The sequence below is a fragment of the Klebsiella sp. MBT K-1 genome, assembly GCF_002556465.1.
In the GTDB taxonomy this organism is placed as follows: Bacteria; Pseudomonadota; Gammaproteobacteria; order Enterobacterales; family Enterobacteriaceae; genus Klebsiella; species Klebsiella grimontii.
Window position 1 is genome coordinate 334,283 of record NZ_PDEL01000004.1, and the last position, 24,135, is coordinate 358,417.

23 protein-coding genes are annotated in these 24,135 nt (G+C 56.8%); 6 read left to right on the top strand and 17 right to left on the bottom strand.

All coding sequences use genetic code 11. The features are described from left to right. Positions 1-42: 42 nt before the first annotated feature. The 4 genes from proY to phoB form a co-directional block, all read right to left on the bottom strand. A complete protein-coding gene (gene proY, locus CMQ96_RS08200) occupies positions 43-1,413 on the bottom strand; it encodes a proline-specific permease ProY (protein WP_049087374.1) in 1,371 nt (456 codons plus the stop codon). Positions 1,414-1,536: 123 nt separating this feature from the next. Next, positions 1,537-2,856 (bottom strand): branched-chain amino acid transporter carrier protein BrnQ, encoded by a 1,320-nt coding sequence (brnQ, locus tag CMQ96_RS08205; protein WP_004133974.1) that lies wholly within the window; start codon positions 2,854-2,856, stop codon positions 1,537-1,539. A gap of 418 nt (positions 2,857-3,274) precedes the next feature. Further along, positions 3,275-4,564, bottom strand: a complete 1,290-nt coding sequence (gene phoR, locus CMQ96_RS08210) for a phosphate regulon sensor histidine kinase PhoR (protein WP_049087372.1) — start codon at positions 4,562-4,564, stop codon at positions 3,275-3,277. Positions 4,565-4,585: 21 nt separating this feature from the next. Further along, on the bottom strand, positions 4,586-5,275 hold the full coding sequence (gene phoB / locus CMQ96_RS08215; protein ID WP_004099401.1) for a phosphate response regulator transcription factor PhoB: 690 nt from the start codon (positions 5,273-5,275) through the stop codon (positions 4,586-4,588). 294 nt (positions 5,276-5,569) lie between these two features. Between phoB and sbcD the strand changes: the two genes are divergently transcribed. The 3 genes from sbcD (at position 5,570) to CMQ96_RS08230 (ending at position 10,554) form a co-directional block, all read left to right on the top strand. Continuing rightward, positions 5,570-6,772 (top strand): exonuclease subunit SbcD, encoded by a 1,203-nt coding sequence (sbcD, locus tag CMQ96_RS08220; protein ID WP_098066547.1) that lies wholly within the window; start codon positions 5,570-5,572, stop codon positions 6,770-6,772. Then, on the top strand, positions 6,769-9,903 hold the full coding sequence (gene sbcC / locus CMQ96_RS08225) for an exonuclease subunit SbcC (protein ID WP_098066549.1): 3,135 nt from the start codon (positions 6,769-6,771) through the stop codon (positions 9,901-9,903). Before sbcD ends, sbcC begins: the two co-directional genes overlap by 4 nt. Positions 9,904-10,191: 288 nt before the next feature. After that, positions 10,192-10,554 carry an NUDIX hydrolase gene (locus tag CMQ96_RS08230; RefSeq protein WP_024359071.1) on the top strand — a complete coding sequence of 121 codons (363 nt, stop codon included), beginning with the start codon at positions 10,192-10,194 and terminating at the stop codon, positions 10,552-10,554. A 37-nt stretch (positions 10,555-10,591) separates the two neighbouring features. Here CMQ96_RS08230 and mak read toward each other — a convergent pair whose 3' ends face one another. Next, entirely contained in the window at positions 10,592-11,497 is a 906-nt protein-coding gene (mak, locus tag CMQ96_RS08235; RefSeq protein WP_004132468.1) for a fructokinase, read from the bottom strand. Between the two features lie 90 nt (positions 11,498-11,587). Between mak and rdgC the strand changes: the two genes are divergently transcribed. Further along, the gene (gene rdgC, locus CMQ96_RS08240; RefSeq protein ID WP_098066551.1) at positions 11,588-12,499 is read left to right on the top strand and encodes a recombination-associated protein RdgC; all 912 of its coding nucleotides are present in this window, start codon (positions 11,588-11,590) and stop codon (positions 12,497-12,499) included. A 45-nt stretch (positions 12,500-12,544) separates the two neighbouring features. Here the strand turns inward: rdgC and ppnP are convergent, their stop codons facing one another. The 4 genes from ppnP to aroL form a co-directional block, all read right to left on the bottom strand. Continuing rightward, the gene (ppnP, locus tag CMQ96_RS08245) at positions 12,545-12,829 is read right to left on the bottom strand and encodes a pyrimidine/purine nucleoside phosphorylase (RefSeq protein WP_002890284.1); all 285 of its coding nucleotides are present in this window, start codon (positions 12,827-12,829) and stop codon (positions 12,545-12,547) included. Positions 12,830-12,916: 87 nt separating this feature from the next. Continuing rightward, positions 12,917-13,597: an AroM family protein gene (locus CMQ96_RS08250; protein WP_165774989.1), complete on the bottom strand. Its 681-nt coding sequence runs from the start codon at positions 13,595-13,597 to the stop codon at positions 12,917-12,919. Positions 13,598-13,850: 253 nt separating this feature from the next. Further along, the gene (locus tag CMQ96_RS08255) at positions 13,851-14,042 is read right to left on the bottom strand and encodes a YaiA family protein (RefSeq protein WP_004129622.1); all 192 of its coding nucleotides are present in this window, start codon (positions 14,040-14,042) and stop codon (positions 13,851-13,853) included. A 71-nt stretch (positions 14,043-14,113) separates the two neighbouring features. Further along, the gene (gene aroL, locus CMQ96_RS08260) at positions 14,114-14,641 is read right to left on the bottom strand and encodes a shikimate kinase AroL (RefSeq protein ID WP_004132474.1); all 528 of its coding nucleotides are present in this window, start codon (positions 14,639-14,641) and stop codon (positions 14,114-14,116) included. Between the two features lie 334 nt (positions 14,642-14,975). On the opposite strand from aroL, the gene CMQ96_RS08265 reads away from it, so the two are divergent. Beyond that, positions 14,976-15,674: a DUF2076 domain-containing protein gene (locus CMQ96_RS08265; RefSeq protein ID WP_098066553.1), complete on the top strand. Its 699-nt coding sequence runs from the start codon at positions 14,976-14,978 to the stop codon at positions 15,672-15,674. On the opposite strand, the gene CMQ96_RS08270 is transcribed toward CMQ96_RS08265, so the two are convergent. After that, positions 15,671-16,129: a YaiI/YqxD family protein gene (locus CMQ96_RS08270; protein ID WP_004132476.1), complete on the bottom strand. Its 459-nt coding sequence runs from the start codon at positions 16,127-16,129 to the stop codon at positions 15,671-15,673. The two genes, CMQ96_RS08265 and CMQ96_RS08270, sit on opposite strands and share 4 nt — an antisense overlap. A 116-nt stretch (positions 16,130-16,245) precedes the next feature. Between CMQ96_RS08270 and proC the strand changes: the two genes are divergently transcribed. Continuing rightward, positions 16,246-17,055 carry a pyrroline-5-carboxylate reductase gene (gene proC / locus CMQ96_RS08275; protein ID WP_004132477.1) on the top strand — a complete coding sequence of 270 codons (810 nt, stop codon included), beginning with the start codon at positions 16,246-16,248 and terminating at the stop codon, positions 17,053-17,055. 46 nt (positions 17,056-17,101) lie between these two features. Here proC and psiF read toward each other — a convergent pair whose 3' ends face one another. The 7 genes from psiF to CMQ96_RS08310 form a co-directional block, all read right to left on the bottom strand. Next, a complete protein-coding gene (gene psiF / locus CMQ96_RS08280; RefSeq protein ID WP_004132478.1) occupies positions 17,102-17,422 on the bottom strand; it encodes a phosphate starvation-inducible protein PsiF in 321 nt (106 codons plus the stop codon). Between the two features lie 90 nt (positions 17,423-17,512). Next, positions 17,513-18,943 (bottom strand): alkaline phosphatase, encoded by a 1,431-nt coding sequence (gene phoA / locus CMQ96_RS08285; RefSeq protein WP_049088779.1) that lies wholly within the window; start codon positions 18,941-18,943, stop codon positions 17,513-17,515. Positions 18,944-19,031: 88 nt separating this feature from the next. Continuing rightward, complete coding sequence (gene iraP, locus CMQ96_RS08290; protein ID WP_004129608.1) at positions 19,032-19,292, bottom strand: anti-adapter protein IraP; 261 nt, start codon at positions 19,290-19,292, stop codon at positions 19,032-19,034. A 226-nt stretch (positions 19,293-19,518) separates the two neighbouring features. Continuing rightward, positions 19,519-20,511 (bottom strand): substrate-binding domain-containing protein, encoded by a 993-nt coding sequence (locus CMQ96_RS08295; protein WP_024359075.1) that lies wholly within the window; start codon positions 20,509-20,511, stop codon positions 19,519-19,521. 66 nt (positions 20,512-20,577) lie between these two features. Beyond that, positions 20,578-21,864, bottom strand: coding sequence for an MFS transporter (locus tag CMQ96_RS08300; protein ID WP_049087362.1), 1,287 nt, complete (start codon positions 21,862-21,864; stop codon positions 20,578-20,580). Between the two features lie 91 nt (positions 21,865-21,955). After that, positions 21,956-22,720 (bottom strand): gluconate 5-dehydrogenase, encoded by a 765-nt coding sequence (idnO, locus tag CMQ96_RS08305; RefSeq protein WP_024359077.1) that lies wholly within the window; start codon positions 22,718-22,720, stop codon positions 21,956-21,958. A 178-nt stretch (positions 22,721-22,898) separates the two neighbouring features. Further along, positions 22,899-24,098, bottom strand: a complete 1,200-nt coding sequence (locus CMQ96_RS08310; RefSeq protein ID WP_098066555.1) for a multidrug efflux MFS transporter — start codon at positions 24,096-24,098, stop codon at positions 22,899-22,901. Positions 24,099-24,135: the final 37 nt, after the last annotated feature.

Sequence of the window (24,135 nt, forward strand, 5' to 3'; positions counted from 1 at the left end):
CCGGATAGCCTGAGCGTATCCGGCAAAAAGAGAAGTAAATGACTACGCTTTCGCCAGCTTTCGCTCGCGGCGGGTTTTAAACTGCCAGCCAATCAGCAGCAGGATAATCCACGCAAAGCCGACGTACAGCGAGATGCGGGTATCGGGGTGGTAGCCAATCAGCCCGATAATAAAGACCAGGAACAGCAGGCCAATCACCGTGGTCGTTACCCCTCCGGGTACCTTGAATTTAAGCGCCTTCGCCTCTTCCGGCGGCAGACGGCGGCGGAAGGCGATCTGCGACAGCAGGATCATAATCCACACCCAGACGGTGGCGAAAGTGGCCAGCGAGGCGATCACCAGGAAAACGTTCTCCGGCATAATATAGTTAAGATAGACCGCGAACAGCAGCGCGATGGTCATCACCATCACCGTCACCCACGGCACCCCGCGACGTGAAGTTTTCGCGAACATTTTCGGCGCGCTGCCCTGCTCCGCCATGCCGTGCAGCATACGCCCCACGCCAAAGACGTCGGAGTTAATCGCCGACAGCGAAGCGGTCAGCACCACAAAGTTCAGGATGCTGGCGGCAAAAGTGATGCCGAGATGCTGGAAAGTTAAGACGAACGGGCTGCCGTTGGTCCCGACCTGGTTCCACGGATAGATAGACATAATCACAAACAGCGTACCCACGTAAAACACCAGGATACGCATCGGCACCGAGTTAATGGCGCGCGGAATGGATTTCTCCGGATCTTTCGCTTCGCCGGCGGTGATACCGATAATCTCAATGCCGCCGTAGGCGAACATCACCATCTGCAGCGACATCACCATCCCCAGCCAGCCGTTGCTGAAGAAGCCGCCGTTGCTCCACAGGTTGTGGATGCCGGTCGGCTGCCCGCCGTTGCCAATACCCCAGATAATGATGCCGAAACCGGCGAGGATCATGATGATAATGGTGGCGACTTTGAAGAAGGAGAACCAGAACTCCAGCTCGCCGAAGACCTTCACGCTCATCAGGTTGACGGCGCAGATAATCAGGACCACGCTGAGCACCCAAATCCAGTGCGGTACCGCCGGAAACCAGACGCCCATATAGATGCCGAAGGCCGTGACGTCGGCGATGGCGACAATCAGAATTTCAAAACAGTAGGTCCAGCCGGTGATATAGCCCGCCAGCGGGCCAAGGTAATCCTGCGCGTAGCGCGAGAACGAGCTGGCGGCCGGGTTATGCACCGACATCTCGCCCAGCGCGCGCATAATAATGTAGGCCGCGACGCCGCCGATAATATAAGCCAACAGAACGCTCGGACCCGCCATTTTAATCGCGTCAGCCGAACCATAGAAAAGGCCGGTACCGATTGCCGACCCCAGCGCCATAAAGCGAATATGCCGGGTACTTAGCCCGCGCTTAAGCTTGTTACTACTTTCCATCGTGTTCCATGCCGTTTTTCTCCTCTGGACTTCGCGGGGGCAAAGGACAAAGGAGGGTGACCAAAAAAACAAAAAACCACGGGACCTGAAGTCCCGTGGTTAAACACCTGTGTAAAGCGTCGGTTAGTGCGCGCTGGAAGTCATCTGACGTCCTGCTGCGCGATCCCAGATAACGGCCAGAATCACCATCACGGCGGTTGGCATCAGCCAGGCCAGACCTTGCTCCGCCAGCGGCAGACGCGCGGTCCAGGACGGCATAATATCTGCAAACGCCGACGCTTTAATGCCGTCAATGATACCAAACATCAGACTGATAAACATTGCCGGGGCGATAACGCGGGACGAATTATGCCACCAACCGCGGGTAAAGCTTAATACAACCAGTGCGATACACGGCGGATAGATAGCCGTCAGCACCGGAATCGAAATCTGAATCAGGTGGCTCAGACCGAGGTTGGAAACCGCCATCGAAAACAGGCCGAGGATAAACACCAGCGTACGATAGGAGAACGGCAGGTACTGGGCGAAGAACTCCGCGCAGGCGCAGGTCAGGCCCACCGCCGTCACCAGACAGGCGATAAAGATCAGCGCCGCCAGCATAAAGCTTCCCGCGCCGCCGAAGGTGTGCTGGACGTAAGCATGGAGAATCGCCGCGCCGTTAGCGGATTGCTCAACCAGCGTGCCGCTATCTGAACCTAAACGGAACAGCGCCAGGTACAGCAGCGTCAGGCCCACGCCGGCCATCAGGCCAGCCCACACGGTGTAGCGGGTCAGCAGGCGGGCTTCGGTCACCCCGCGGGAACGCGCGGCGTTGACAATCACGATACCAAAGACCATCGCGCCCAGGGTATCCATAGTCAGATAGCCGTTGACGAAACCGTTCGAGAACGGCGCGGTACGGTAGGCTTCCATCGCGTGGCTCAGCGGACCGGCGGGCCAGACGATGGCCGCAACGGAAAGAATAATCAGGGCGATAATTTTCAGCGGCGCGAGGAAATTCCCCACGGTATCCAGCAGTTTGCCCGGGTAGAGCGAAACGAGGATCACCAGCGCAAAATAGATAACGCTGTAAATCAGCAGCGGCAGCGCGCCGTCACCGGTCAGCGGCGCAATCCCCACTTCAAAAGAGACGGTGGCGGTGCGCGGCGTCGCGAACAGCGGCCCAACGGCAAGATAGCAGACCACCGCCAGCAGGATACCGGCGACTTTTCCAATCGGCGTGCTCAGGCTCTCTACGCCGCCGCCGACCTTCGCCAGCGCCACGACCGTTAGCACCGGCAGACCCACGGCGGTAATCAGAAAGCCAATAGCCGCGGTCCAGACGTGTTCGCCGGCCTGTAAGCCAACCATCGGAGGAAAGATAATATTGCCTGCGCCGACGAACAGCGCGAAGGTCATAAAGCCCAACGCAATGATGTCGCGAGATTTTAACTGATGGGTCATAAATTCATTACAGCCTGTGGATGTGGTGTTGTAAAAACGGATTTATACCGCGCCTTTCCCCTGGGGATGATACAGCGGCCATTGTCAGTAAACTCAGCGGGATATGCTCCCAAAGCGGCGTGGAAAAGAATAGTTTTTTGAATTACCACGCAAAAACAGTCTGTCTGCGACCGTAGGGGGGCAATTTAAACGCTTATAACGTTTTAAAGCAAGGAGGGATCGCAAAAGCAGATGATTATGCTAACTCTATTTTAATGATTAGCATCATTAGCCAGAAGGATAGAAAACATCTGGCTTATCATGCGAACAAAAAAGCAGCTTACGTTCGTTAATTACGCAGCTGTGATGGCGCTGCAAACGAAAATGACCAGCCGAAGCTGGTCATTGGCAAGGAATGCTGACACTCACCCGTCCGGGTTTAATTTTTGGCAATTAAACGTTCCGGTAATAAGAAGCTAAAGCGGGTGCCTTTGCCGACCACGCTCTCGATCTCAAGGCGGCTATCGTGATGGCTGACGGCATGTTTGACAATCGCCAGCCCCAGCCCGCTGCCGCCGGTTTGCCGCGAACGCGCTTTATCCACCCGGTAGAAACGTTCGGTCAGGCGCGGAATATGCTCCGGCGCGATGCCTGGCCCGTTATCCTCGACGCTGAACAACGCGCCGTGCGGCGCCCGCTGCCAGGTTACGGTAATCACCGTTCCCGCCGGCGTATGGTTGACCGCGTTATACACCAGGTTGGAAATCGCGCTGCGCAGCTGTTCCTCATTACCCAGCACTTTTAGCGAGTCATCGACCGAAAAATGCAGCTCGTGCTTCTGCTGGCTTAGCGTTTGCGCCTCGCGCTCGACGACCCGCAGCATCATCGGCACGTCGATTTTATCGTTCATCGCCAGTACCGGCGCGGCTTCAATGCGCGACAGCGTCAGCAGTTGCTTCACCAGGCCTTCCATACGCTGGGTTTGTTCGCGCATGGTGTGTAACGCTTTTTCGCGCGTTCCCCCTTCCAGCACCTGCTCCTGCATCATCTCCAGATACCCCTGCAGCACCGTCAACGGCGTGCGAAGTTCATGGCTGACGTTGGCGAAAAAGTTACGCCGCGCCCCTTCCAACTGGTGCATCTGCGTGACATCGCGCGCCACCATCAGCAGCTGTTTGTCGCTATAGGGCATCATGCGAATTTCCAGATGGCGGCCATTATTCAGCACCAGATTGAGCGGCTTGGAAAAGTCGCGGTATTTCATGTAATTAGCAAATTCAGGATAGCGCAGGAGGTTGAGGATATTCTGCCCGTTATCGTCGGGCCAGCGCAGATTAAGGATCTGCTGGGCCAGGCCGTTACACCAGAACATCGCGCCTTCTTCGGTGGTCAGCACCACCGCGTCCGGCAGGGACTCCGCCCCGCTGCGAAAGCGCTTAATCAGGCTTCCCAGCTCACGGCGGCGCTTTTTATTACGCATCTGCATCTGGTGCAGACCGTACAGCAGGGGTTCCCAGCTGCCGCTACCCGGCGGCGGCGTCATGCTGCGGTCGACCCACAGCCACCACGACAGGCGCATCAGATTCCAGAAATGCCAGATAAGAAGACCGGTCACTGCCGCCAATAAAAACCACGGCAGATGACCTAAAAACGCCCCGAGGATCAGGGCCGGGATACAACATAAGAAAAGCTCAAGCGCCAGCCTTTTCCATGACAGCCGTTCCAGCACGGTTCACACTCCTGTCAGCATTCAGAAACGGGCGGAGAAACGATATCCCGTACCGCGAACCGTTTGTACCATCCGGTCATGGCCGCTATGTTCCAGCGCTTTGCGCAGACGGCGAATATGCACGTCTACCGTTCTGTCTTCTACATATACGTTGGTGCCCCAGACGTGATTCAGCAGCTGTTCGCGGCTATAGACCCGCTCAGGGTGCGTCATGAAGAAGTGTAATAATTTAAATTCCGTCGGCCCCATATCCAGCGGATTTTCGCCGGTCATCACGCGATGCGAAGAAGGGTCGAGGCTCAGCCCCTGCATTTCAATCACCTCTTCCACCGCCATCGGCGAAATGCGCCGCATCACGGCTTTAATCCGCGCCACCAGCTCTTTCGGGGAAAACGGCTTGGTGATGTAATCATCCGCACCGGTCTCCAGGCCGCGGACGCGATCTTCCTCTTCGCCGCGGGCGGTCAGCATCACCACCGGAATGTCACGGGTCATCGCTTCTCGCTTGAGCTGTTTAATAAACTGCAGACCCGATCCACCCGGCAGCATCCAGTCAAGGAGGATTAAATCAGGCCAGGGTTCATTGAGCTGATTGACCGCGCTGTCAAAATCTTCCGCCTCGACGGGCTGAAAGCCGTTTTGCTCCAGAACAAAGCAAACCATTTCGCGGATTGGAGCTTCATCTTCAACGACCAGAATTCTTCTCGCCATTATTTACCCTGTATTTTTTAGCCATCAGTATAGAAGTGCGCGGCCATTATGCGTCAGATTTATGACAGATTTATGAAAAAAATGACCGCCAGATGAACGCGGATTTCGCATTGTGACACGGACTTAACTCACCGAAGAGCGGCGTTATCCCCTCAATAATTCACGTGGCTTAGCGTCAGCCCCACAAGCACAGGTAACCAGATGGTTGAGGTGAGCGCGCGTAGCCAACACATAAGCAACTTGAAGTATGACGGGTATATAATGCCGCTTACGCTTTTTCGCTATGGAACAACTATGCGCATCCTTCACACCTCTGACTGGCATCTTGGGCAAAATTTTTACAGCAAAAGTCGCGCCGCCGAACATCAGGCGTTTCTCGACTGGCTGCTGGCCAGCGCGCAGGAGCATGATGTTGACGCCATTATTGTCGCGGGCGATATTTTTGATACCGGCTCGCCGCCGAGCTACGCGCGCGAGCTGTATAACCGCTTTGTCGTTCTGCTGCAGCAGACCGGCTGTCGGCTGGTGGTGCTGGCGGGAAACCACGATTCGGTCGCCACCCTCAACGAGTCGCGCGACATTCTTGCGTTCCTGAAAACCACGGTGGTGGCCAATGCCGGCCACGCGCCCTTTATTCTGCCGCTGCGCGACGGTACGCCGGGGGCGGTTTTTTGCCCGGTACCGTTCCTGCGTCCGCGTGAACTGGTGACCAGCCAGGCCGGGCACTCCAGCGGCGAGAAGCAGCAGCAGTTGCTCAACGCCATCAGCGACTACTACCAGCAGCAGTACCAGCAGGCCTGCGAACTGCGCGGCGACCGGGCGCTGCCGATTATCGCCAGCGGCCATTTAACCACCGTCGGCGCCAGCAAAAGCGACGCAGTTCGCGAAATTTATATCGGTACCCTCGACGCCTTCCCGGCGAACCGCTTTCCGCCCGCCGACTATATCGCGCTCGGCCATATTCACCGGGCGCAGGTGGTCGGCGGCTGCGAGCATATTCGCTACAGTGGCTCCCCGATTGCGCTGAGCTTTGACGAAACAGGGAAAAGCAAAAGCGTCAATCTGGTGACCTTTAGCGCTGGCCGCCTGACGGACGTCACGCCGCTGATCGTGCCCATCACCCAACCTCTGGCGGTCTTAAAGGGCGATTTCGCCAGCGTTAGCGCCCAGTTGAACCAATGGCAGAATAACGACCAGCAGCCCGCGGCATGGCTAGATATCGAAATCACCAGCGATGAATATATGCATGATATCCAACGGAAAATCCAGGCCCAGACCGAAACGCTGCCGGTAGAAGTGCTGCTGGTGCGCCGCAGCCGCAGCCAGCGCGATCGCATTCTGGCGGGCGTTCAGCGAGTCACCCTCAGCGAACTGCAGGTGGAGGACGTTTTCGCCCGCCGTCTGGCGCTGGAAACCCTGGAAGAGGCGCAGCAGCAGCGCCTGGAACAGCTCTTTAATGAAACGCTGCATAGTCTCAACGGTGAGGATCGCCTGTGAAAATTCTCAGCTTACGCCTGAAAAACCTCAACTCACTCAAAGGCGAATGGAAAATCGATTTCTCCGCTGAGCCCTTTGCCAGCAACGGACTGTTCGCGATTACCGGGCCAACCGGCGCCGGCAAGACCACCCTGCTGGACGCTATCTGCCTCGCGCTTTATCACGAAACGCCGCGCCTGAGCAGCGTGTCGCAATCGCAAAACGATCTGATGACCCGCGACACCGCCGAATGTCTGGCGGAAGTGGAGTTCGAAGTCAAAGGCATCGCCTACCGCGCCTTCTGGAGCCAGAACCGGGCGCGGAACCAGCCGGACGGCAATTTACAGGTTCCGCGCGTCGAGCTGGCGCGCTGCGAGGACGGCAAAATCCTCGCCGATAAGGTCAAAGATAAGCTGGAACTGACCGCCTCGCTCACCGGCCTGGACTATGGCCGCTTCACCCGCTCAATGCTGCTGTCGCAGGGGCAGTTCGCCGCCTTCCTCAACGCCAAACCGAAGGAGCGCGCCGAGCTGCTGGAAGAGCTCACCGGGACCGAAATTTACGGCCAGATTTCCGCCCAGGTCTTTGAAAAACATAAGCAGGCCCGCGTCGAGCTGGAAAAAATCCAGGCGCAGGCCTCCGGCGTCCTGCTGCTGAGCGAGGAGCAACAGCAGGCGCTCCAGCAAAGTTTGCAAGCGCTTACTTCCGAAGAAAAACAGCAGGTTAGCGAACAAACCCGGTTGCAAAACGCCCGTCAGTGGCAGATACGCCGTGAAGAGCTGACGGCAGAAGATCTGCGGGCTCAAACCGCGCTACGCGAAGCGCAATCTGCGCTGGAGCAGGCCCAGCCGCAGCTTAGCGCGCTGCTGAATGCGCAGCCCGCGGAGCGCTTGCGCCCGCAGTGGACGCGTCAGCTGGAGCAAACCGCCGCGCTGGCGCAAACCCGCCGCCAGAGAGAAGAAGTAAATACTCGCTTACATGACCGATTGCGGCTGCGGGCGGGTATTCGCCTCGCCGCCCGGCAGCAGTATGAGCAACTTCACAGCCGTCAGCAAACGCTGTCCGTATGGCTTAAAGAGCATGACCGCTTTCAGCTGTGGGGCAACGCGCTGGCCGGCTGGCGTGCCGCTTTCCAGCAGCAGGCTCGCGATACGCAGCAGCAATCCGCGGTACAACTGCGCCTGGCGGAAACCCACCGCAGGCTGGGCGAACTGCCGCCCGCCGGGCTGACGCTGGATGCCGAACAGGTTAGCGCCGGGCTCGCGCAGCACGCTGCGGCCCGCGCTCTGCGTCAGCAGCTCGCTGCGCTGCATGGTCAGCTGCAGCCGCTGGCCCAGCGGCTATTGCAGCTTGATGCCGCCGGGCAGGCCAGTAAGCAGGAGCAGGAGCGGCTGGAAGCCACGCTGGCTCAGCGCCGTCAGGCCTATAAAGAAAAGCATCAGCAGTTCAGCGATGTGAAAGCCCTCTGCGAAATGGAAGCCCGTATTGCCGGTCTTGAGACCGAACGTGCTCGCCTGCAGCCCGGCTCCCCCTGCCCGCTTTGCGGTTCCGCGCAGCATCCGGCCGTCGCCGAATATCAGGCGCTGGTTCCCGGCGTAAACCAGGCGCGGCGCGATGCGCTGGAGCGCGAAGTTAAGCAGCTGGCGGAGGCCGGAGCGCTGGCGCGCGGCGAGCTTGACGCTCTGATCAAGCAGCAGCAAAAAGAGGCCGCCGAGAAAGCATCGCTTCTGCAGCAGGAGCAAGCGCTTACATCACGCTGGCAGGAGACCATCGCCGGATTAAATATTGACCTGACGCCAAAGGATGATATTCCGGGCTGGCTAAACGCGCAGCAGGAGCATGAACAGCGGCTGTATCAGCATCAGCAGCGTCTGGCCTGGCAGGCTCAGCAGCAGGAGTGCCAGCAGCAGCTCCAGCAGCTACAGCGGGAACAAGAGCAGCGCAGCGCTGCGCTGGCGGCGGAGCTGAGCGCATTTGCGCTGGACTTACCGGCTGTCGGGCAGGCCGCCGGCTGGCTGGCGCAGCGGGAAGAAGAGACCCGCGGCTGGCAGGCCAAACAGAATGAACGGCTCGCCCTGCAGGAACAGATCCAACAGCTGGCTCCGCTACTGGAGGCTTTGCCGGAAACGGACTTAGCGGCGGAACCCGCGCCGCTGGACAGCTGGCGCCAGGTGCATGACGACTGCCTCTCGCTCCAGAGCCAGTGGCAAACTCTGGGGCAGCAGGAGAGCCAGCAGCAGGCACAGTTGAAAGAGAGCGAAGTGCAGTTCAGCGCGGCGCTGGCCGCCAGCCCGTTCGCCGATCGGCAGGCGTTTCTCGCCGCGCTGCTTGATGAAGAAACGCGCCAGCGCCTTGAACGCCTGAAGCAGACGCTGGAAAGCGCGCTCCAGCAGAATCAGGCGCTGGCGCTGCGGGCCCGCGAGGCGCTGGTGAACCATAGCCAGCAGCCGCCGGCGGACGCGGACATCGCCCAGCCACCTGAAGAGCTACAAGAAAAGCTTCAGCAGCTGACCTCGCTGCTGCGGGAAAACAGCGCCCGCCAGGGAGAGATTCGCCAGCAGCTGAAGCAGAATGCCGAAAACCAGCAGCGCCAGCAGTTGTTACGCCTGCAGATGGAACGCGCGGCCCAGGAAGTGGAAGACTGGGGGTGGCTGAACTCGCTTATCGGCTCCCGAGAGGGCGACAAATTCCGTAAGTTTGCGCAAGGCCTGACGCTGGATAACCTGGTATGGCTGGCCAACCACCAGCTTAACCGCCTGCACGGCCGCTATCTGCTGCAACGCAAAGCCAGCGATGCGCTGGAGCTGGAGGTGGTCGATACCTGGCAGGCGGACGCGGTGCGCGATACACGGACCCTTTCCGGCGGCGAGAGCTTCCTCGTCAGCCTGGCCCTGGCGCTGGCGCTCTCCGACCTGGTCAGCCATAAAACGCGGATAGACTCGCTGTTTCTCGACGAGGGTTTCGGCACGCTGGACAGCGAAACCCTGGATACCGCGCTGGACGCGCTGGACGCGCTTAACGCCAGCGGCAAAATTATCGGTGTCATCAGCCACGTCGAAGCGATGAAAGAGCGCATCCCTGTGCAAATTAAAGTTAAAAAAATCAACGGGCTGGGCTATAGCCGCCTCGATAAAGCTTTCGCCGTTGAGTAATTCTCCCCCTCCACTCCTTCCCTGAAGATCTCTCCCCGCGGGGAGAGATCGCCGCACCCTGAGAAATGACGCGCTTCCAACGGCCCGGCGTAGTACTCATTGCCATCCCATTCACGATTGATCTTGATTATGCACGAATATGCATGATATTTTATCTATCAGCTTATCAAAGGTCGTTTTCATTTGCTTTCGTGCAAATTCATGCATAAAAATAGTCTATGACGGAACGGACAACGGGAAGGAAGCCTTCAATAGCATTCCCATTCACGCATCAAGAAGGTCATAAATATGCAAAGTTTACTTATTTTGATCGCCGGCCCGGTACGCAGCGGCACCAACAATCGCGCGGAACTTATCGAGGCTAATCTGCACAATATGGCCCAGGTTGCGCTACGCGTTTACCAGAAAGGGCATATTCCCGTGGTCGGCGAATGGCTGGCGTTACCCGTCGCTAAAGCGGCGGGCTCCAAAGCAATTGGCGATGCGATTAGCGAAGAGTATCTCTACCCCGTCGCTCACCGTTTAATTAGCCGCTGCGACGCTATTTTGCGCATGCCGGGCGAATCCCGGGGAGCGGACCTGGATATTGAGGAAGGCAAAAAACGAGGGCTGGCGATTTACTCTGCTCTTGAGGAGATCCCGGAGCGGTAACCCGCTGCGCCGTTGAGGCCGCGCAGCGGGTTGATGATTACAGCGGCCATAACCAGGCGGCGCCGCGTACGCCGCTGGAATCGCCATGCGCCGCTTTGCGAATCGGCGTCTCGCATTCGCCGCCAAAGACCCACGGTTTCAGCAGATTCGGCACCGTCTGATACAGTCGGTCAACGTTGCTCATTCCCCCGCCAAGCACAATAACGTCCGGGTCGAGGATGTTAATCACGTGCGCCAACGACTTCGCCAGCCGCGTCTCATAGCGGCTCAGCGCCAGTTCCGCCACAGGATCCCGCTCGCCGACGCGCTGCATAATCTCGCTGCCTTTCAGCGGATGCCCGCTCAACCGACGGTAATCGGTCGCAAAGCCGGTGCCGGAGATAAAGGTTTCAATGCAGCCCTGCTTGCCGCAGTAGCACGGCACTTCAGCGCGATAGCGTAGTTCGTCTTCATCCATCCACGGCAGCGGATTATGCCCCCACTCGCCCGCCGTACCGTTGCCGCCAATATGGGCGCGACCGTTGAGCGCCACCCCTGAACCGCAGCCGGTGCCGATAATCACTGCAAATACCGTTTGCGCCCCGGCCGCCGCGCCGTCTACCGCTTCCGACACCGCGAGGCAGTTGGCATCGTTGGCCAGACGCACTTCCCGTTGCAGACGCTGGCTCAGATCTTTATCAAACGGCTGACCGTTAAGCCAGGTTGAGTTAGCGTTTTTGACCACGCCGGTATAGGGCGAAATCGACCCGGGGATGCCGATGCCGACCGTGCCGCTCTGCCCGGTGGCCTGCTCGGCCATCTCTACCAGCGAGGCAATCGTCTCTATCGTCTGGCGATAATCGCCCCCCGGCGTAGGCAGGCGATGACGAAATAGCTGCTCTCCCTGGTCGCTCAGCGCGATGACTTCCGTTTTGGTTCCGCCTAAATCAATGCCAATGCGCACTGTGAATTCCTCCCCCGATTAACAATGCAAGCATAGCGACAATTCGCTATCATGCCCGCTGGATTTAACGACTAAGCCGTGGAAATTATCATGCTGTGGTTCAAAAATTTAATGGTTTATCGTCTCAGCCGCGACATTTCCCTGCGCGCCGAGGAGATGGAAAAACAGCTGGCCGAGCTGACCTTTACCCCTTGCGGCAGCCAGGATATGGCCAAAACCGGTTGGGTACCGCCGATGGGATCGCACAGCGACGCGTTGACGCATACGTCAAACGGCCAGATCGTTATCTGCGCGCGTAAAGAAGAGAAGATCCTGCCGTCTCCGGTGATCAAACAGGCGCTGGAAGCAAAGATCTTCAAGCTGGAAGCCGAGCAGGGCCGCAAGCTGAAAAAGACCGAAAAAGACTCGCTGAAAGATGAAGGCCTGCACTCTTTGCTGCCGCGCGCCTTCAGCCGCTTCAGCCAGACCATGATGTGGATCGATACCGTCAACGGACTGATCATGGTGGACTGCGCGAGCGCCAAAAAAGCGGAAGATACCCTGGCGCTGCTGCGTAAAACCCTCGGCTCGCTGCCGGTAGTCCCGCTAGCGCTGGAAACCCCGATCGAACTGACGCTCACCGAGTGGGTGCGCTCCGGTACCGTTGCTCAGGGCTTCCAACTGCTGGACGAAGCTGAGCTAAAAGCGATGCTGGAAGACGGCGGCGTGATCCGCGCGAAAAAACAGGATCTGGTCAGCGACGAGATCGCCGTACACATTGAAGCCGGTAAGGTCGTGACCAAGCTGGCGCTCGACTGGCAGCAGCGCATTCAGTTCCTGATGTGCGATGATGGTTCGATTAAACGCCTGAAGTTCTGCGACGAACTGCGGGACCAGAATGAAGATATCGACCGGGAAGATTTTGCTCAGCGTTTTGACGCGGACTTTATTCTGATGACCGGCGAACTGGCCGCGCTGATACAGAATCTGGTGGAAGGATTAGGCGGCGAAGCGCAGCGCTAATCGGGTGGTGAATTCCTTCCTGCCAGCGCAGGAAGGAAGCTGACGTTACAGGTAGCGGCAAAGATAAGACGTCGGCTCAGCCACCTGCAAATGAAACTCGCTATTCCCCGGTACGTTGAATACTTCCCCGGCGGCGTAGACTTTCCACTCGGTTTCCCCCGGCAGAAGTACGTTCAGCGCGCCGCTGACTACGGTCATCTCTTCTGGCTGCGCGGTGCCAAAGGTATATTCCCCTTCCGCCATCACGCCCACGCTCGCACGGCCAGTGCTGCTGCTGGTGAAGCCGATAGATTTTACTTTTCCGTCAAAGTATTCATTGCTTTGAAGCATAAACTCGCCCTTATGATCTTGTGTTGAAGGCACAATATAGGGGGCGCTCCTTGCCCCTGTCACGTAAAATTAACGTGTTACATCAGGTTAAACTAATAGTTCTGCCGCCAGTCGCGAAACCAGCACATTTGACAACAGAACCGGGATATCCAGCGCCTTTTGTAATATGTCGCGATGCTGCTGGTGGTAGCAAAGACAATCCAGCATCAGTACATCCGCGCCTTGCTCAATCAGCTCCCTGCCCGCAGACAGTAAATTCTCTTTACTACCGCTAACCGGGTTGGAGATGGCATACAGCGGGGTGTTTTCTAACACCTGCCATTTATCCCGCTGCATCGGCAAAATCTCTTCAACCGGCACAATGACCCCCACCTGATGACCGTCGACAATCGAGGCAACCAGCGGCGGGATAATCCTTTGCGGCTCAAGCAGGATCGCATTATTCGCCGTAAATCCACGAAAGGGATGGGTACTCATGAGTAATATCAGGTCGTAATCTTGTTTATCGAGCATCGCAATGACGCTACGTAAAACACGTTCAACCTTCTGCCGCGAGACCTGCGCGATTTCATTGTCGTTAAGCAAGGTCAATAGCATCTCATCGCCGGGCTCAATGCCGTAGTCCCGCATCACCTCTTCGCGCGCCATTTTGCCTAACAGGCTAATGTGGTCGATCTGTTCTTCCCTGATATGTTCAGTTAAAAGCGGTAACATCTCCGCCACCGGTACTACCCCAATGGTCAAAATTGCCATCGATGCACTACTCATATCATGTACCTTTTCACAACCGCTGTTTCAAAACAGGCTTCTATTGACGACTTCTGCCCCCTGGTGACCAAAAGCAACCGTCGAGAAGCGTAGCAGGTTACGGCTATTGTGGAATGTAAAGATTCCAGAAGCGTCAAAAACGCACCAGAAAATCCGTACCTTAGGTAATCATTAGTACGGTTAATAAATTAAAAATGTGATGCATGTCCGGTAGCGATCTTTTCAGAGCCAATCCCGGACATGAATGGGGGAATTAAGACTTGTCAGGATCTTCGTAGCGCCGTTTGGCGTCCAACGCTTCCTGTTCAGTTGGGTGTTCACTGATGAGGGAGTTTGGCGTCGGATGGTCAGCGCGCAGTTCATACCAGGTGACCGTTTGGCCCTGCGGGCCTTTTTCAACGGCGACAACACGCGCTTCCCTTGGATATGGAGGTCTGGTCGGCATAGCGTTTCCTTTTTTTACCTTAAGAGCTTTAAAGTATAGGCGCTGCCGATCCGTTTTCCCCAGGCAAAGTCTTAACTGGTATAGCTCACACCGCAGACGGTCGTCATAATCTGTTCCACGACCTCATCCGGCGACGCGGTGGCGTTAATAATATGATGCGCGGCCGCGCGATATAGCGCTTCCCTCTGCGCCAGCACCTCACCCACTTCCTCGCGGATGGGCTTGCCGGTCAGCGTCGGGCGCTGTTCAGCCTTCGGATAGGCTTCAAGACGGTCAATCAGCGCGGAAACCGAAGCCTCAAGATAGATCACGACACCATTTTCCCGCATAAACTGACGGTTATATTCGCTGAGTATAATGCCGCCGCCGGTGGCGATGATGGTTGCGGGTTGCGCGACTCTTTCTAACGCCTGCGTTTCCAGAGCACGAAAGCGTTCCCAGCCCTCCTGCTGGACGATCGCCGCTACCGTGCGCTGCTCATGCTCCTGCAGCTCATGGTCCGTGTCGGCGAACTTAAAGCTGCGAACTTTCGCCAGCGCGTGACCGACGGTCGTTTTACCGCAGCCGCGAGGCCCGACAAGAAATATTAGCTGTGTCATTACCGAAGACCCCTTGGTTCCGCGTACCGCGGATAAATGAAAGCGAAAAGAGAAACAATGGTACCGCAAACTTACCTGACGTTAACCGTAAAATAAACGTTACACACCATCTGCAAACCCTTTTACCTTAGTATTAGAAAGGACTTTACATGTAAACTTATCATTGCATTTGGTGTTATGCCAGCTTTACTTTTGTACAAAAGTTATTTTTTGTCCGCAGTCTGGCGTAAACAGTAACACATTTCTGCACAGCTTTACGCTGCCGCATATTTACAAGACGAGTGCTTCGGAGCGAATCTGAGGCTAATCAATCAGTATGACAGAGGTATGTAGTATGCAATCTGAAGAGCAACGCCTTATCGATGGACTGTTTTCCCGGTTAAAAGAGGCCGAGAGCCGCAGCGCATCGCGCGATGCCAGCGCTGAGGAGCGGATTGCCGGGCACATCAAAGAGCAGCCGTTCGCCCCTTACTATATGGCGCAGACGATTTTGATTCAGGAAGCGGCGATCAAACAGCTTAACGACCGTATTCAGGCGCTGGAAAGCCAGGTCACTCAGCTTCAGGCCGCGAAGCCGAGCAGCGGCGGATTTCTCTCCGGCCTGTTTGGCGGCGGGCAGTCTCGCGGCTCCGATCCGATTCCTGGCGCAGAGCAGTATGGCCGACCACAGGCCGGCGCCCAGCCTCAGTACGCCCCGCAGGCGCAACAGCAGAACTACGCGCCTCAGGCCTCGCGCAGCGGCGGCGGCTTTATGGCCGGCGCGCTGCAAACGGCGGCAGGCGTCGCGGGCGGCGTAGTGTTGGGCAATATGTTGACCAATATGTTTAGCGGCTCGCATCCGCAGGAGATCGTCAATATTATCGAAGATAAACCGCAGCCGGATCTCAGCCAGGCGCAGGACAGCAGCGTCGCTGACGATACCTTCCGCCAGGATGACGGGCAGTTCCTTGCCGACAACAACGACTATGACTCCGACTTTGACGCCGGTTTCGGCAACGATGATTTTGGCAGCGACGACGACAGCTGGGTTTAAGCCTGCGGGCGTTTGACCTCTAACAGCCATTTCTCCAGCGCGGCGGCAAACTGCTGCCGATCGCGCTGGGATAAGCTATCCGGGCCGCCGGTCTGCACGCCGCTGGCCCGCATCGTTTCCATAAAATCGCGCATCGTCAGCCGCTCGCGAATAGTCGCCTCGCTGTAGCGTTCTCCACGCGGATTCAGCGCCGCCCCGCCTTTCTCCAGCACTTCCGCCGCCAGCGGAATATCGGCGGTAATCACCAAATCTCCCGGCTCGCATAAACGAACGATTTCGTTATCCGCCACGTCAAACCCCTGCGCCACGCGCAGCGTGCGGATAAAGCGCGACGGCGGGACGCGCAGCGGCTGGTTAGCGACCAGCGTCAGCGAGATTTGCGTGCGCTCGGCGGCGCGGAACAAAATATCTTTAATGACGTTCGGACACGCGTCCGCATCAACCCAAATAGCCATTGCGGCTCCTGTCGACCAAAAAGAGAGGCCGTATTGTCACCTGCTTTTGCCTTCCGCGAAAGCAACAAGATGATAAGCTATGTAGCTAACGATAAAACAAGCAAAGGGGATTGGTGATGGAGAAGAAAATCGGCTTTATCGGCTGCGGCAATATGGGCAAGGCCATTCTGGGCGGCCTGATCGCCAGCGGACAGGTTCAGCCGGGTCAAATCTGGGTCTACACCCCGTCGCCGGACAAAGTGGCGGCCCTGCACGACCAGTACGGCATTAATGCGGCGCAAAGCGCGCAGGAAGTGGCCCAGGTGGCGGATATCGTTTTTGGCGCCGTGAAGCCGGGCGTGATGGTTAAAGTCCTCAGCGACATCGCCTCCAGCCTGAATAAAGACTCGCTGGTGGTTTCTATCGCCGCAGGCGTGACGCTCGATCAGCTGGCGCGAGCCCTGGGTCACGATCGCAAAATAGTCCGCGCGATGCCCAACACGCCTTCGCTGGTCAACGCGGGGATGACGTCGGTCACGCCGAACGCGCTGGTGAGCGCCGAAGAAACCGCAGAAATCCTGACCATTTTCCGCTGCTTTGGCCAGGCGGAAATCATTGCCGAGCCAATGATTCACCCGGTGGTTGGCGTCAGCGGCTCCGCGCCGGCCTACGTTTTTATGTTTATCGAAGCGATGGCGGACGCCGCCGTGCTTGGCGGAATGCCGCGCGCTCAGGCCTATAAATTCGCGGCCCAGGCGGTGATGGGTTCAGCTAAAATGGTGCTCGAGAGCGGAGAGCATCCGGGCGCGCTGAAGGATATGGTGTGCTCGCCGGGCGGCACCACGATCGAAGCCGTGCGCGTGCTGGAAGAGAAAGGCTTCCGCTCGGCCGTCATCGAAGCGATGGTGAAATGCATGGAAAAATCAGAGAAGCTCAGCCGTTCCTGATTGAAATAGCGAATAGCGGGTGAGGTTTCCCTCACCCGATTATTTCTTACACCTGTTTTTTCAGGCAGGCGCTCATAAATTTGCTGCGATCGTCTCCTTTCAGAGACTGCTGGGTCGCCTGAGCGTTGCACTCGCGCATCTTCTGCTGCTGAGGCGTTAGCCCCTTACCGTCCTGCGCGGCGCCATCTTTCTTCAGGCAGCTACTCATAAACGTTTTACGCTCATCCCCTTTCAGCGACTTCGACGACGCTTCTTTATTACACACGCTCATCTTTTGCTGCTGGGGGGTTAACTCTTTTTCCGCGGCACTCACCGCTGTCATAAATACCAGGCCAAAAAGTAGGGTCACAAGTAATGTTATTTTCATCGCACCATCCTCTATGAGTGGATCTCTGTAAGTCTGGTCGCTGATGGAGAAAAAACCAGCCGGTAACGAAAATTCGTCACCGGCGTCAGGTTATTTCAGATTAAGTGCGGCCTTCATGGTATAGAACAGGTCGGTCTGATCGGTTAGCCCCACCACGTTGGCCGCGTGCGGGCCGTAGGCGGCAATGCGCAGCTGGGTGCCGGTATGCTCCATCGAGGTTTCTTCAGAGTTGCCATAGCTCATGACCATCACCGCGCCGTCTTTGGTATTCAGCGCCTGCGTCAGGCCTGGGGCTTTGGTATCCGCCGGGATAATCTGGCTGGCGTGAGCGTGGTCAGCGGTGACGATAACCAGGGTATTGCCCTCTTTTTTGGCAAACTCCAGCGCCTTCTGTACCGCTTCATCCAGATCGACGGTTTCGCCAATCTGACCGCACGGATTCGCCGCGTGATCCTGTTTATCGATAGAAGCGCCTTCCACCTGCAGGAAGAAGCCCTTCTCACTGCTGCTCAGCAGATCGATGGCTTTTTCGGTCATCTGCGCCAGCGTCGGCACCGATGCGTCACGTTTCGGGTTCGGCGTACAGGTTACCGCCGGCTTATCGATATTGCCGTGATAAGACGCTTTTGGGCCTTCCCAACGTACCGGCATATTGCCTTCCGCGAAGAGACCGAGCAGCGGTTTGTCCTGATTGGCCTGGCTAATGGCGGCCAGCGAGCTGACGTCAGTGACGATCTGGTAGCCGCGGGCCACCGCCTGATCGTGCAGCGTTTTGCCCTGCCATTCGCCGGCCGTCGCGGTTTCAGCGAAGGTTTTCGCTCCGCCGCCCAGCGTCACGTCCGGACGCGCGTTCAGCAACTGTTCGGTAATGGAACCCCTACCGCCTTTTTCCAGCGCGTTGCTGGCGCATTTTTCACTGGTTACGCTCGGACCGTAGCATTTACGCGAAGTGACGTGCGCCACCAGCGCAGCCGGCGTGGCGTCCTGCAGTTCCGCCGTCGAGACGTTACCGGTAGCTAAACCCGCCGCTTTCGCCAGCTCAAGGATGGTCTGATGATCTTTTTCATGGATATCCACGCCCAGCGCGCCGTTGTAGCTTTTCACGCCGGTGGTCCAGGCCGTAGCGGAAGCGGCGGAGTCAGTCACATAATCCGGCTTGCCGGTTTTCTTATCCAGCGAATAGTGGGTGTACTGGCCGGTCAGCGGCAGCGCGTCAATCCCTTTAAAGAATCCGCCCGCCCCTTCTGCATAATTTCGCGCGGCGGTAATTTCAGAATCGCCCATTCCGTCGCCAATCAGCAAAATAATATTTTTAGCCGGTTTATTGATTAACGAAGCGCGCAGCGCCTCGGTCTGGTCGCCGCTTAAACGACGCGCTCCGCCCGGCGTGGTGATATCGCCCTGCGCGGCACGATTTTCCAGAACCGGTGCGGTTGTTGTTTCAGCGTGAATAATCGGGGAGCCCAACAGAGGTATCAGGGCAATAAACAAGGCGCTTAATTTCACTTTTATCGTCTCCATGTAAAAAATACTTTAAAAAACAAAACGAGGGAGACTGTATAAAAGCGATGTGACAGTAAAATGACAGCATCCATACCTTGTCACAAAACTAACTACGAGGATGCCGTAACAGCTTCTTTATATATTGCTGCAATAGCTGGGTATCGCGGTCGTCGACCAGCGGGCCGGGGCTGGCCTCGTCGATGGCCTGCTCAATATCGCTGATCAGCGCCTGCTGGGCGCCCTGCTCCATGTGGCGTAGCAGAGCGGTCACCACCACTTCCAGCGCCTCCACCTGCGCCGTCAGTTCCTTCGATTCTTCTTCCTTTTGGGCGAGTTTAACCAGTAGCTCAGCAATGAGATTCTTCACAGCGCTTTATCCTTATGCGAGGTCCGTAGTCTGCTATTTATGTCATAGATTAGCCGTCGGTTTCCACCATTATTTTTTAAAAAGGATCGACACGTCAATGAATAACAAGCGAAACGTTTTGCTCATTGTCAATCCCTCCAGGAGTTTACTCAACGAGGGATTAATAAGCGTCATAACCAAAATTAACAAATAAGAATAAAACGGAATATCGCTATTCTATCGATAACTATAACGTATCGCCATAATATATCTGGTAGGCCAGATTAACGCTGTCCGGCGCGTCTTTACCGGCCAGGCGCGCAATAAGTATTTCGCTCGCGGTTTTACCGATGTCATAACGTGGGGTAATGACGCTGGCTATTTTTTGTAGCCGCGCCCGGCCAATTTCGAGGCCGTGAAAACCGGCAATGGCCATCTCCTGGGGGACGGCTTTCCCCTGCGCCTGGCACTCGAGCAGCACGCCCACCGCCAGGTCGTCGTTGGTACAAAAAATGGCGTCAATATCCGGGCGCGACTGCTGCATCTGCAGGAACATCTGCCGACCCAGCGCAACCGAGGAGATCGTCTTCGGCGCCATGTGATACGCCTTCAGACCGTGCTCCGCCAGCGCCAGTTCAGTGCCGTGAAAACGGCTTAAATCGCGGGGATCGTCCATGGAGCCAAAAAAGGCGATCGCCCGTTTGCCGCTCTCAAGGAAAGCGTGGGTCATGTCCCACGCCGCCTTCTCGTTATCGAAGCCCACCTGGATATCCAGCTGCTGACCGCCAAAGTCCATCAGTTCAGCGACGGGAATACCGCTGGCGCGCACGTACTGCACCATGCGATCGCTGTGCTGCTTGCCGGTCAAAATCAGCCCGTCGATGTTGTAAGAGAGCAGGTTGAGCACTTCGCGCTCTTCGCGCTGCGGGTCATATTCATAGTTGGCAATCAGGGTCTGGTACTGGTGCGCGGAGGTCACCGACTCGATGCCGGCCAGCACATCGGCAAAAATCTGGTTGCGGAAGGAGGGAATAAGCACGCCAATCGTTTTGCTGCGGGCGTTAAGCAGGATTTCCGGGGCGCGGTTGGGGATATAATTGTTCTCTTCCATGACCTTTGAAATCAGCTCGCGGCTGCGCTCAGAAACCTGGCCGGGGTCGCGTAAATAACGGCTGACCGTCATTTTATTCAACCCCGCCAGATTAGCGATATCCTGCAATGTCATCCGGTTGTTTTTCATCAGGTTCTCTACGACAAACGACTTATGTGCTCGCAGAGAACCTTACCACAGCAGCGGCGGTTTATGTTAGCCGACAACCCTTTTTGCCACCGCCGGGGAAGAAGATTGCGGGTTAGCGCGCACGTTGAACATCAGCACGACGGACGATAACAGCGCGACGGCCATAAAGGTATAGGATACCCCCGGCCCGCCGGTAATCCCGTTCAGATACCCCACCAGCCACGCGCCAAGGAAAGCGCCGAGCGCGCCGAAGCTGTTGATTAACCCCATCGATACGCCGGAAACGTTGCGCGGCAGCAGTTCAGGAATAAGCGCGAAGAACGGCCCGTAGGGCGCATACATGCAGGCCGCGGCAATAACCAGCAGCGCATAGGATAACCAGAACGCCTGGTTGCCCACCATCCACGAGCCAAAGAAGGCGATAGCGGCAATCAGCAATAGCGGCCAGATAAACAGCTTACGATTCTGGAACTTATCCGACAGCCAGGAGACCGTCAGCATCAGGATAATCGCCGCCAGGTACGGCACCGCCGCCAGCCAGCCCACCGCCACGATATCCATCTGCGCGGCGTTTTTCAGAATCGACGGCATCCACATCATGAAACCGTAGACGCCGATGCTCCACAGCGCGTGTACGGCGCAGAGCATAATCACATTGCGCGAGCGCAGCGCTTCACCGTAGTTGCGCACCGGCTTGATATGGCTCTGCTCGCTGTCCATCACCTTCTGCAGGGTCTCTTTTTCCTGCTCGTTCAGCCAGGAAACCTCGGACGGTTTATCGCGCACCAGTATCCACCAGCATACCGCCCACAGCACCGCCGGAATGCCTTCAATGATGAACATTTCGCGCCAGCCCCACGCCTGAATCAGATAGCCGGAAACGATAGACATCCACAGCACCGTCACCGGGTTCCCGAGGATCAGAAAAGTATTAGCGCGTGAACGCTCGGTTTTAGTAAACCAGTTGCTGATATAAATCAGCATCGCCGGCATCACCGCCGCCTCCACCACGCCAAGCGTAAAGCGAATCGCCATCAGCATCGGAATATTGCTGACGAATCCGGTGGCCGCCGCGCAGAATCCCCATAAAATAAGGCTGCAGAAAATCATTTTCCGCACGCTGCGTTTTACCGCATATATCGCACCGGGAACCTGGAAAAAGAAATAACCGAGAAAAAATAATGCGCCAATCAGCGACGCCGTTCCTTTGGTAATACCCAAATCGCTTTCAATTCCCGCCGCAGCGGCAAAACCATAATTCGCGCGGTCAAGGTAGGCCAGACTATAGGTAATAAATATAATCGGCATTAAATACCACCAGCGACGCGCGGGTAATTTCGCGAGCATATGCATAAGCCATCCTCAGATATCAATATCTTCACACGAGTTAAATACGCCGTCCTTCTGGCAGCGCGGGCACGCTGCCAGAAGGACGTGAAATGATTCAGACAGCGGCGAGCATTCCGCCGTCCACAAACAGCAAATGACCGTTAACAAAGTTTGCCGCCGACGAGGCCAGATACACCGCGGCGCCAATCAGCTCTTCCGGTTTTCCCCAACGCGCCGCCGGCGTGCGCTGATACAGCCAGGCGGAAAACGCCTCATCGTTGACCAGGGCGGTCGTCATCTCGGTGGCAAAATATCCCGGCGCGATACCGTTAACCTGAATATTATATTCGGCCAGCTCAACGCACATGCCGCGGGTAAGCATTTTAACCGCCCCTTTTGAGGCCGCATAAGGCGTAATTGTTTTACGTCCCAGCTCGCTCTGCATCGAACAAATATTAATTATTTTTCCCGCGCGGCGGCCCATCATATATTTCGCCACCTGCTGCGATACCAGAAAAACGCCCTTCTGGTTGACCTCAATAACGTTGTCCCACTCCTCCTCCGGAAATTCGGTAAAAGGGAAACGCCGCTGGATCCCGGCGTTATTAATTAAAATATCAATTGCGCCGACCTCCTCTTCGATGCGGGCTATCGTCTGCTCGACCTGCGCCGCCTGGGTGACGTCAAAGGCGTACCCTACCGCGCGAAAGCCCTGCGCCACCAGCGCCTGCGCCGCCTGGTCCGCTCTTTCCTGCGTCCGGTCGTTAATGACTATCTCCGCGCCGTACTCGGCGAGGCCGCCGGCCAGCAGATGGCCTATCCCCTGAGCAGAGCCGGTGATCAGCGCGCGTTTCCCTGACAAATCGAATAAATTTCGCATAAAACCTCTTTTTCAATAACTGTTACGCGTAACTGTATACGCGTAACAGTTACGAATAGAAGAGGGTGAGAAGGGAAAATGATCGTTTTGTGATCGGTGATACATTTGAAGATTAAGGAATACAAAGGCCGGCATTGACGCTGTGACGCAAATACCGGCCAGGCAGAAGAAGAAGGGATTAAGCCGCGGTACGGCGGCTGCGGCGCAGCATGATGGCCAGCTGCCAGATATTGATCAGCACAATAATCGCCGTGGCGATAAACACCCAGCGGAAACCGGCCATGGCCGAGACCGACGCGCCGATCAGCGGCCCGGCCACGTTGCCGAGATACATAAACGACTGGTTATAACCGAAAATACGCCCGGTGACGCTGTCGCTGCAGTACTTCAGCAGAAGCGTTTGCACCGCCGGCAGCATCGCCCCATCGGCAAAACCGAGCAGAAAGCGCAGGACGCCAAGCTGGAATGGGGTCGTAACGAACGACATGGCAAAGAACATCACCACCGCGCAGCACAACGTCGCCAGCAGAATTCGCGAGGTGCCGATTCTGTCACCCAATTTCCCCAGACGGGGCGCCGAAATCAGCGCCGATACGCCCGGCACGGCGGCGATCATCCCCGCGAGAAAGGCGATGTTATTACTATCCGGCGCCATCGACTTGATAAACAGGGCCAGAATCGGGCCGATTGAGCCGTTGCAGAGCTGAATCACCAGGGTGGTGAAAAACAGGCTGATCACCAGCCCCGGATAGGGCAGCGAGGCAAACACCGCCTTACCGCTCAGCCGCTCCGCCTTGCTAACCTGCGGGCGGGTGCCCTCTTTAATCAGAAACAGCGTCACCAGGAAGCTTACGGTGAGCAAAATCGCGGTGATGATAAATACGGCGCGCAAACCGACATGGTCAGCCAGGAAACCGCCGAGCAGCGGCCCGCCAATCACGCCGCTGATCTGCGCCGTCGACAGCGTGCTCAGCGCCCAGCCGCTACGCTCGCGCGGAACCTGAGACGCCACCAGCGCCATGGCGTTAGGAATATAGCCGGAAGTCAGCCCCATCACCGCGCGCAGGATAAACAGCTGCCAGACGTTGGTGGCGAAGGCCTGGAGTAAAATGGCGATAGCCATGCCGAGCGAGGCGCGCAGCAGCATCAGCTTGCGCCCTTTGCGGTCGGCGAGGCTCCCCCACATCGGCGAGACGATCGCCGACACCAGAAAAGTGACGCTAAAGGTCAGCCCCGACCACATGGATAACGCTTCATGCGAGGTCACGCCCAGTTGGGAAACGTACAGCGGCAAAAAGGGGAGAATTTGGCTGATAGCCAGTCCGGTAAAAAAACAGCCAAACCAGACGGAGATAAGATTAACCTTCCAGGATTCCATAACTACGCGTATTCATTAGTTTTTCGACAATTATTAT

Excerpts from the sequence above, each read along its gene's own strand:
- proY (WP_049087374.1), bottom strand. The coding sequence starts at position 1,413 with ATGGAAAGTAGTAACAAGCTTAAGCGCGGGCTAAGTACCCGGCATATT.
- brnQ (WP_004133974.1), bottom strand. The coding sequence starts at position 2,856 with ATGACCCATCAGTTAAAATCTCGCGACATCATTGCGTTGGGCTTTATG.
- phoB (WP_004099401.1), bottom strand. The coding sequence starts at position 5,275 with ATGGCGAGAAGAATTCTGGTCGTTGAAGATGAAGCTCCAATCCGCGAA.
- sbcD (WP_098066547.1), top strand. The coding sequence starts at position 5,570 with ATGCGCATCCTTCACACCTCTGACTGGCATCTTGGGCAAAATTTTTAC.
- CMQ96_RS08230 (WP_024359071.1), top strand. The coding sequence starts at position 10,192 with ATGCAAAGTTTACTTATTTTGATCGCCGGCCCGGTACGCAGCGGCACC.
- rdgC (WP_098066551.1), top strand. The coding sequence starts at position 11,588 with ATGCTGTGGTTCAAAAATTTAATGGTTTATCGTCTCAGCCGCGACATT.
- ppnP (WP_002890284.1), bottom strand. The coding sequence starts at position 12,829 with ATGCTTCAAAGCAATGAATACTTTGACGGAAAAGTAAAATCTATCGGC.
- CMQ96_RS08250 (WP_165774989.1), bottom strand. The coding sequence starts at position 13,597 with ATGAGTAGTGCATCGATGGCAATTTTGACCATTGGGGTAGTACCGGTG.
- CMQ96_RS08255 (WP_004129622.1), bottom strand. The coding sequence starts at position 14,042 with ATGCCGACCAGACCTCCATATCCAAGGGAAGCGCGTGTTGTCGCCGTT.
- aroL (WP_004132474.1), bottom strand. The coding sequence starts at position 14,641 with ATGACACAGCTAATATTTCTTGTCGGGCCTCGCGGCTGCGGTAAAACG.
- CMQ96_RS08265 (WP_098066553.1), top strand. The coding sequence starts at position 14,976 with ATGCAATCTGAAGAGCAACGCCTTATCGATGGACTGTTTTCCCGGTTA.
- CMQ96_RS08270 (WP_004132476.1), bottom strand. The coding sequence starts at position 16,129 with ATGGCTATTTGGGTTGATGCGGACGCGTGTCCGAACGTCATTAAAGAT.
- proC (WP_004132477.1), top strand. The coding sequence starts at position 16,246 with ATGGAGAAGAAAATCGGCTTTATCGGCTGCGGCAATATGGGCAAGGCC.
- psiF (WP_004132478.1), bottom strand. The coding sequence starts at position 17,422 with ATGAAAATAACATTACTTGTGACCCTACTTTTTGGCCTGGTATTTATG.
- phoA (WP_049088779.1), bottom strand. The coding sequence starts at position 18,943 with ATGGAGACGATAAAAGTGAAATTAAGCGCCTTGTTTATTGCCCTGATA.
- CMQ96_RS08295 (WP_024359075.1), bottom strand. The coding sequence starts at position 20,511 with ATGAAAAACAACCGGATGACATTGCAGGATATCGCTAATCTGGCGGGG.
- CMQ96_RS08300 (WP_049087362.1), bottom strand. The coding sequence starts at position 21,864 with ATGCATATGCTCGCGAAATTACCCGCGCGTCGCTGGTGGTATTTAATG.
- idnO (WP_024359077.1), bottom strand. The coding sequence starts at position 22,720 with ATGCGAAATTTATTCGATTTGTCAGGGAAACGCGCGCTGATCACCGGC.
- CMQ96_RS08310 (WP_098066555.1), bottom strand. The coding sequence starts at position 24,098 with ATGGAATCCTGGAAGGTTAATCTTATCTCCGTCTGGTTTGGCTGTTTT.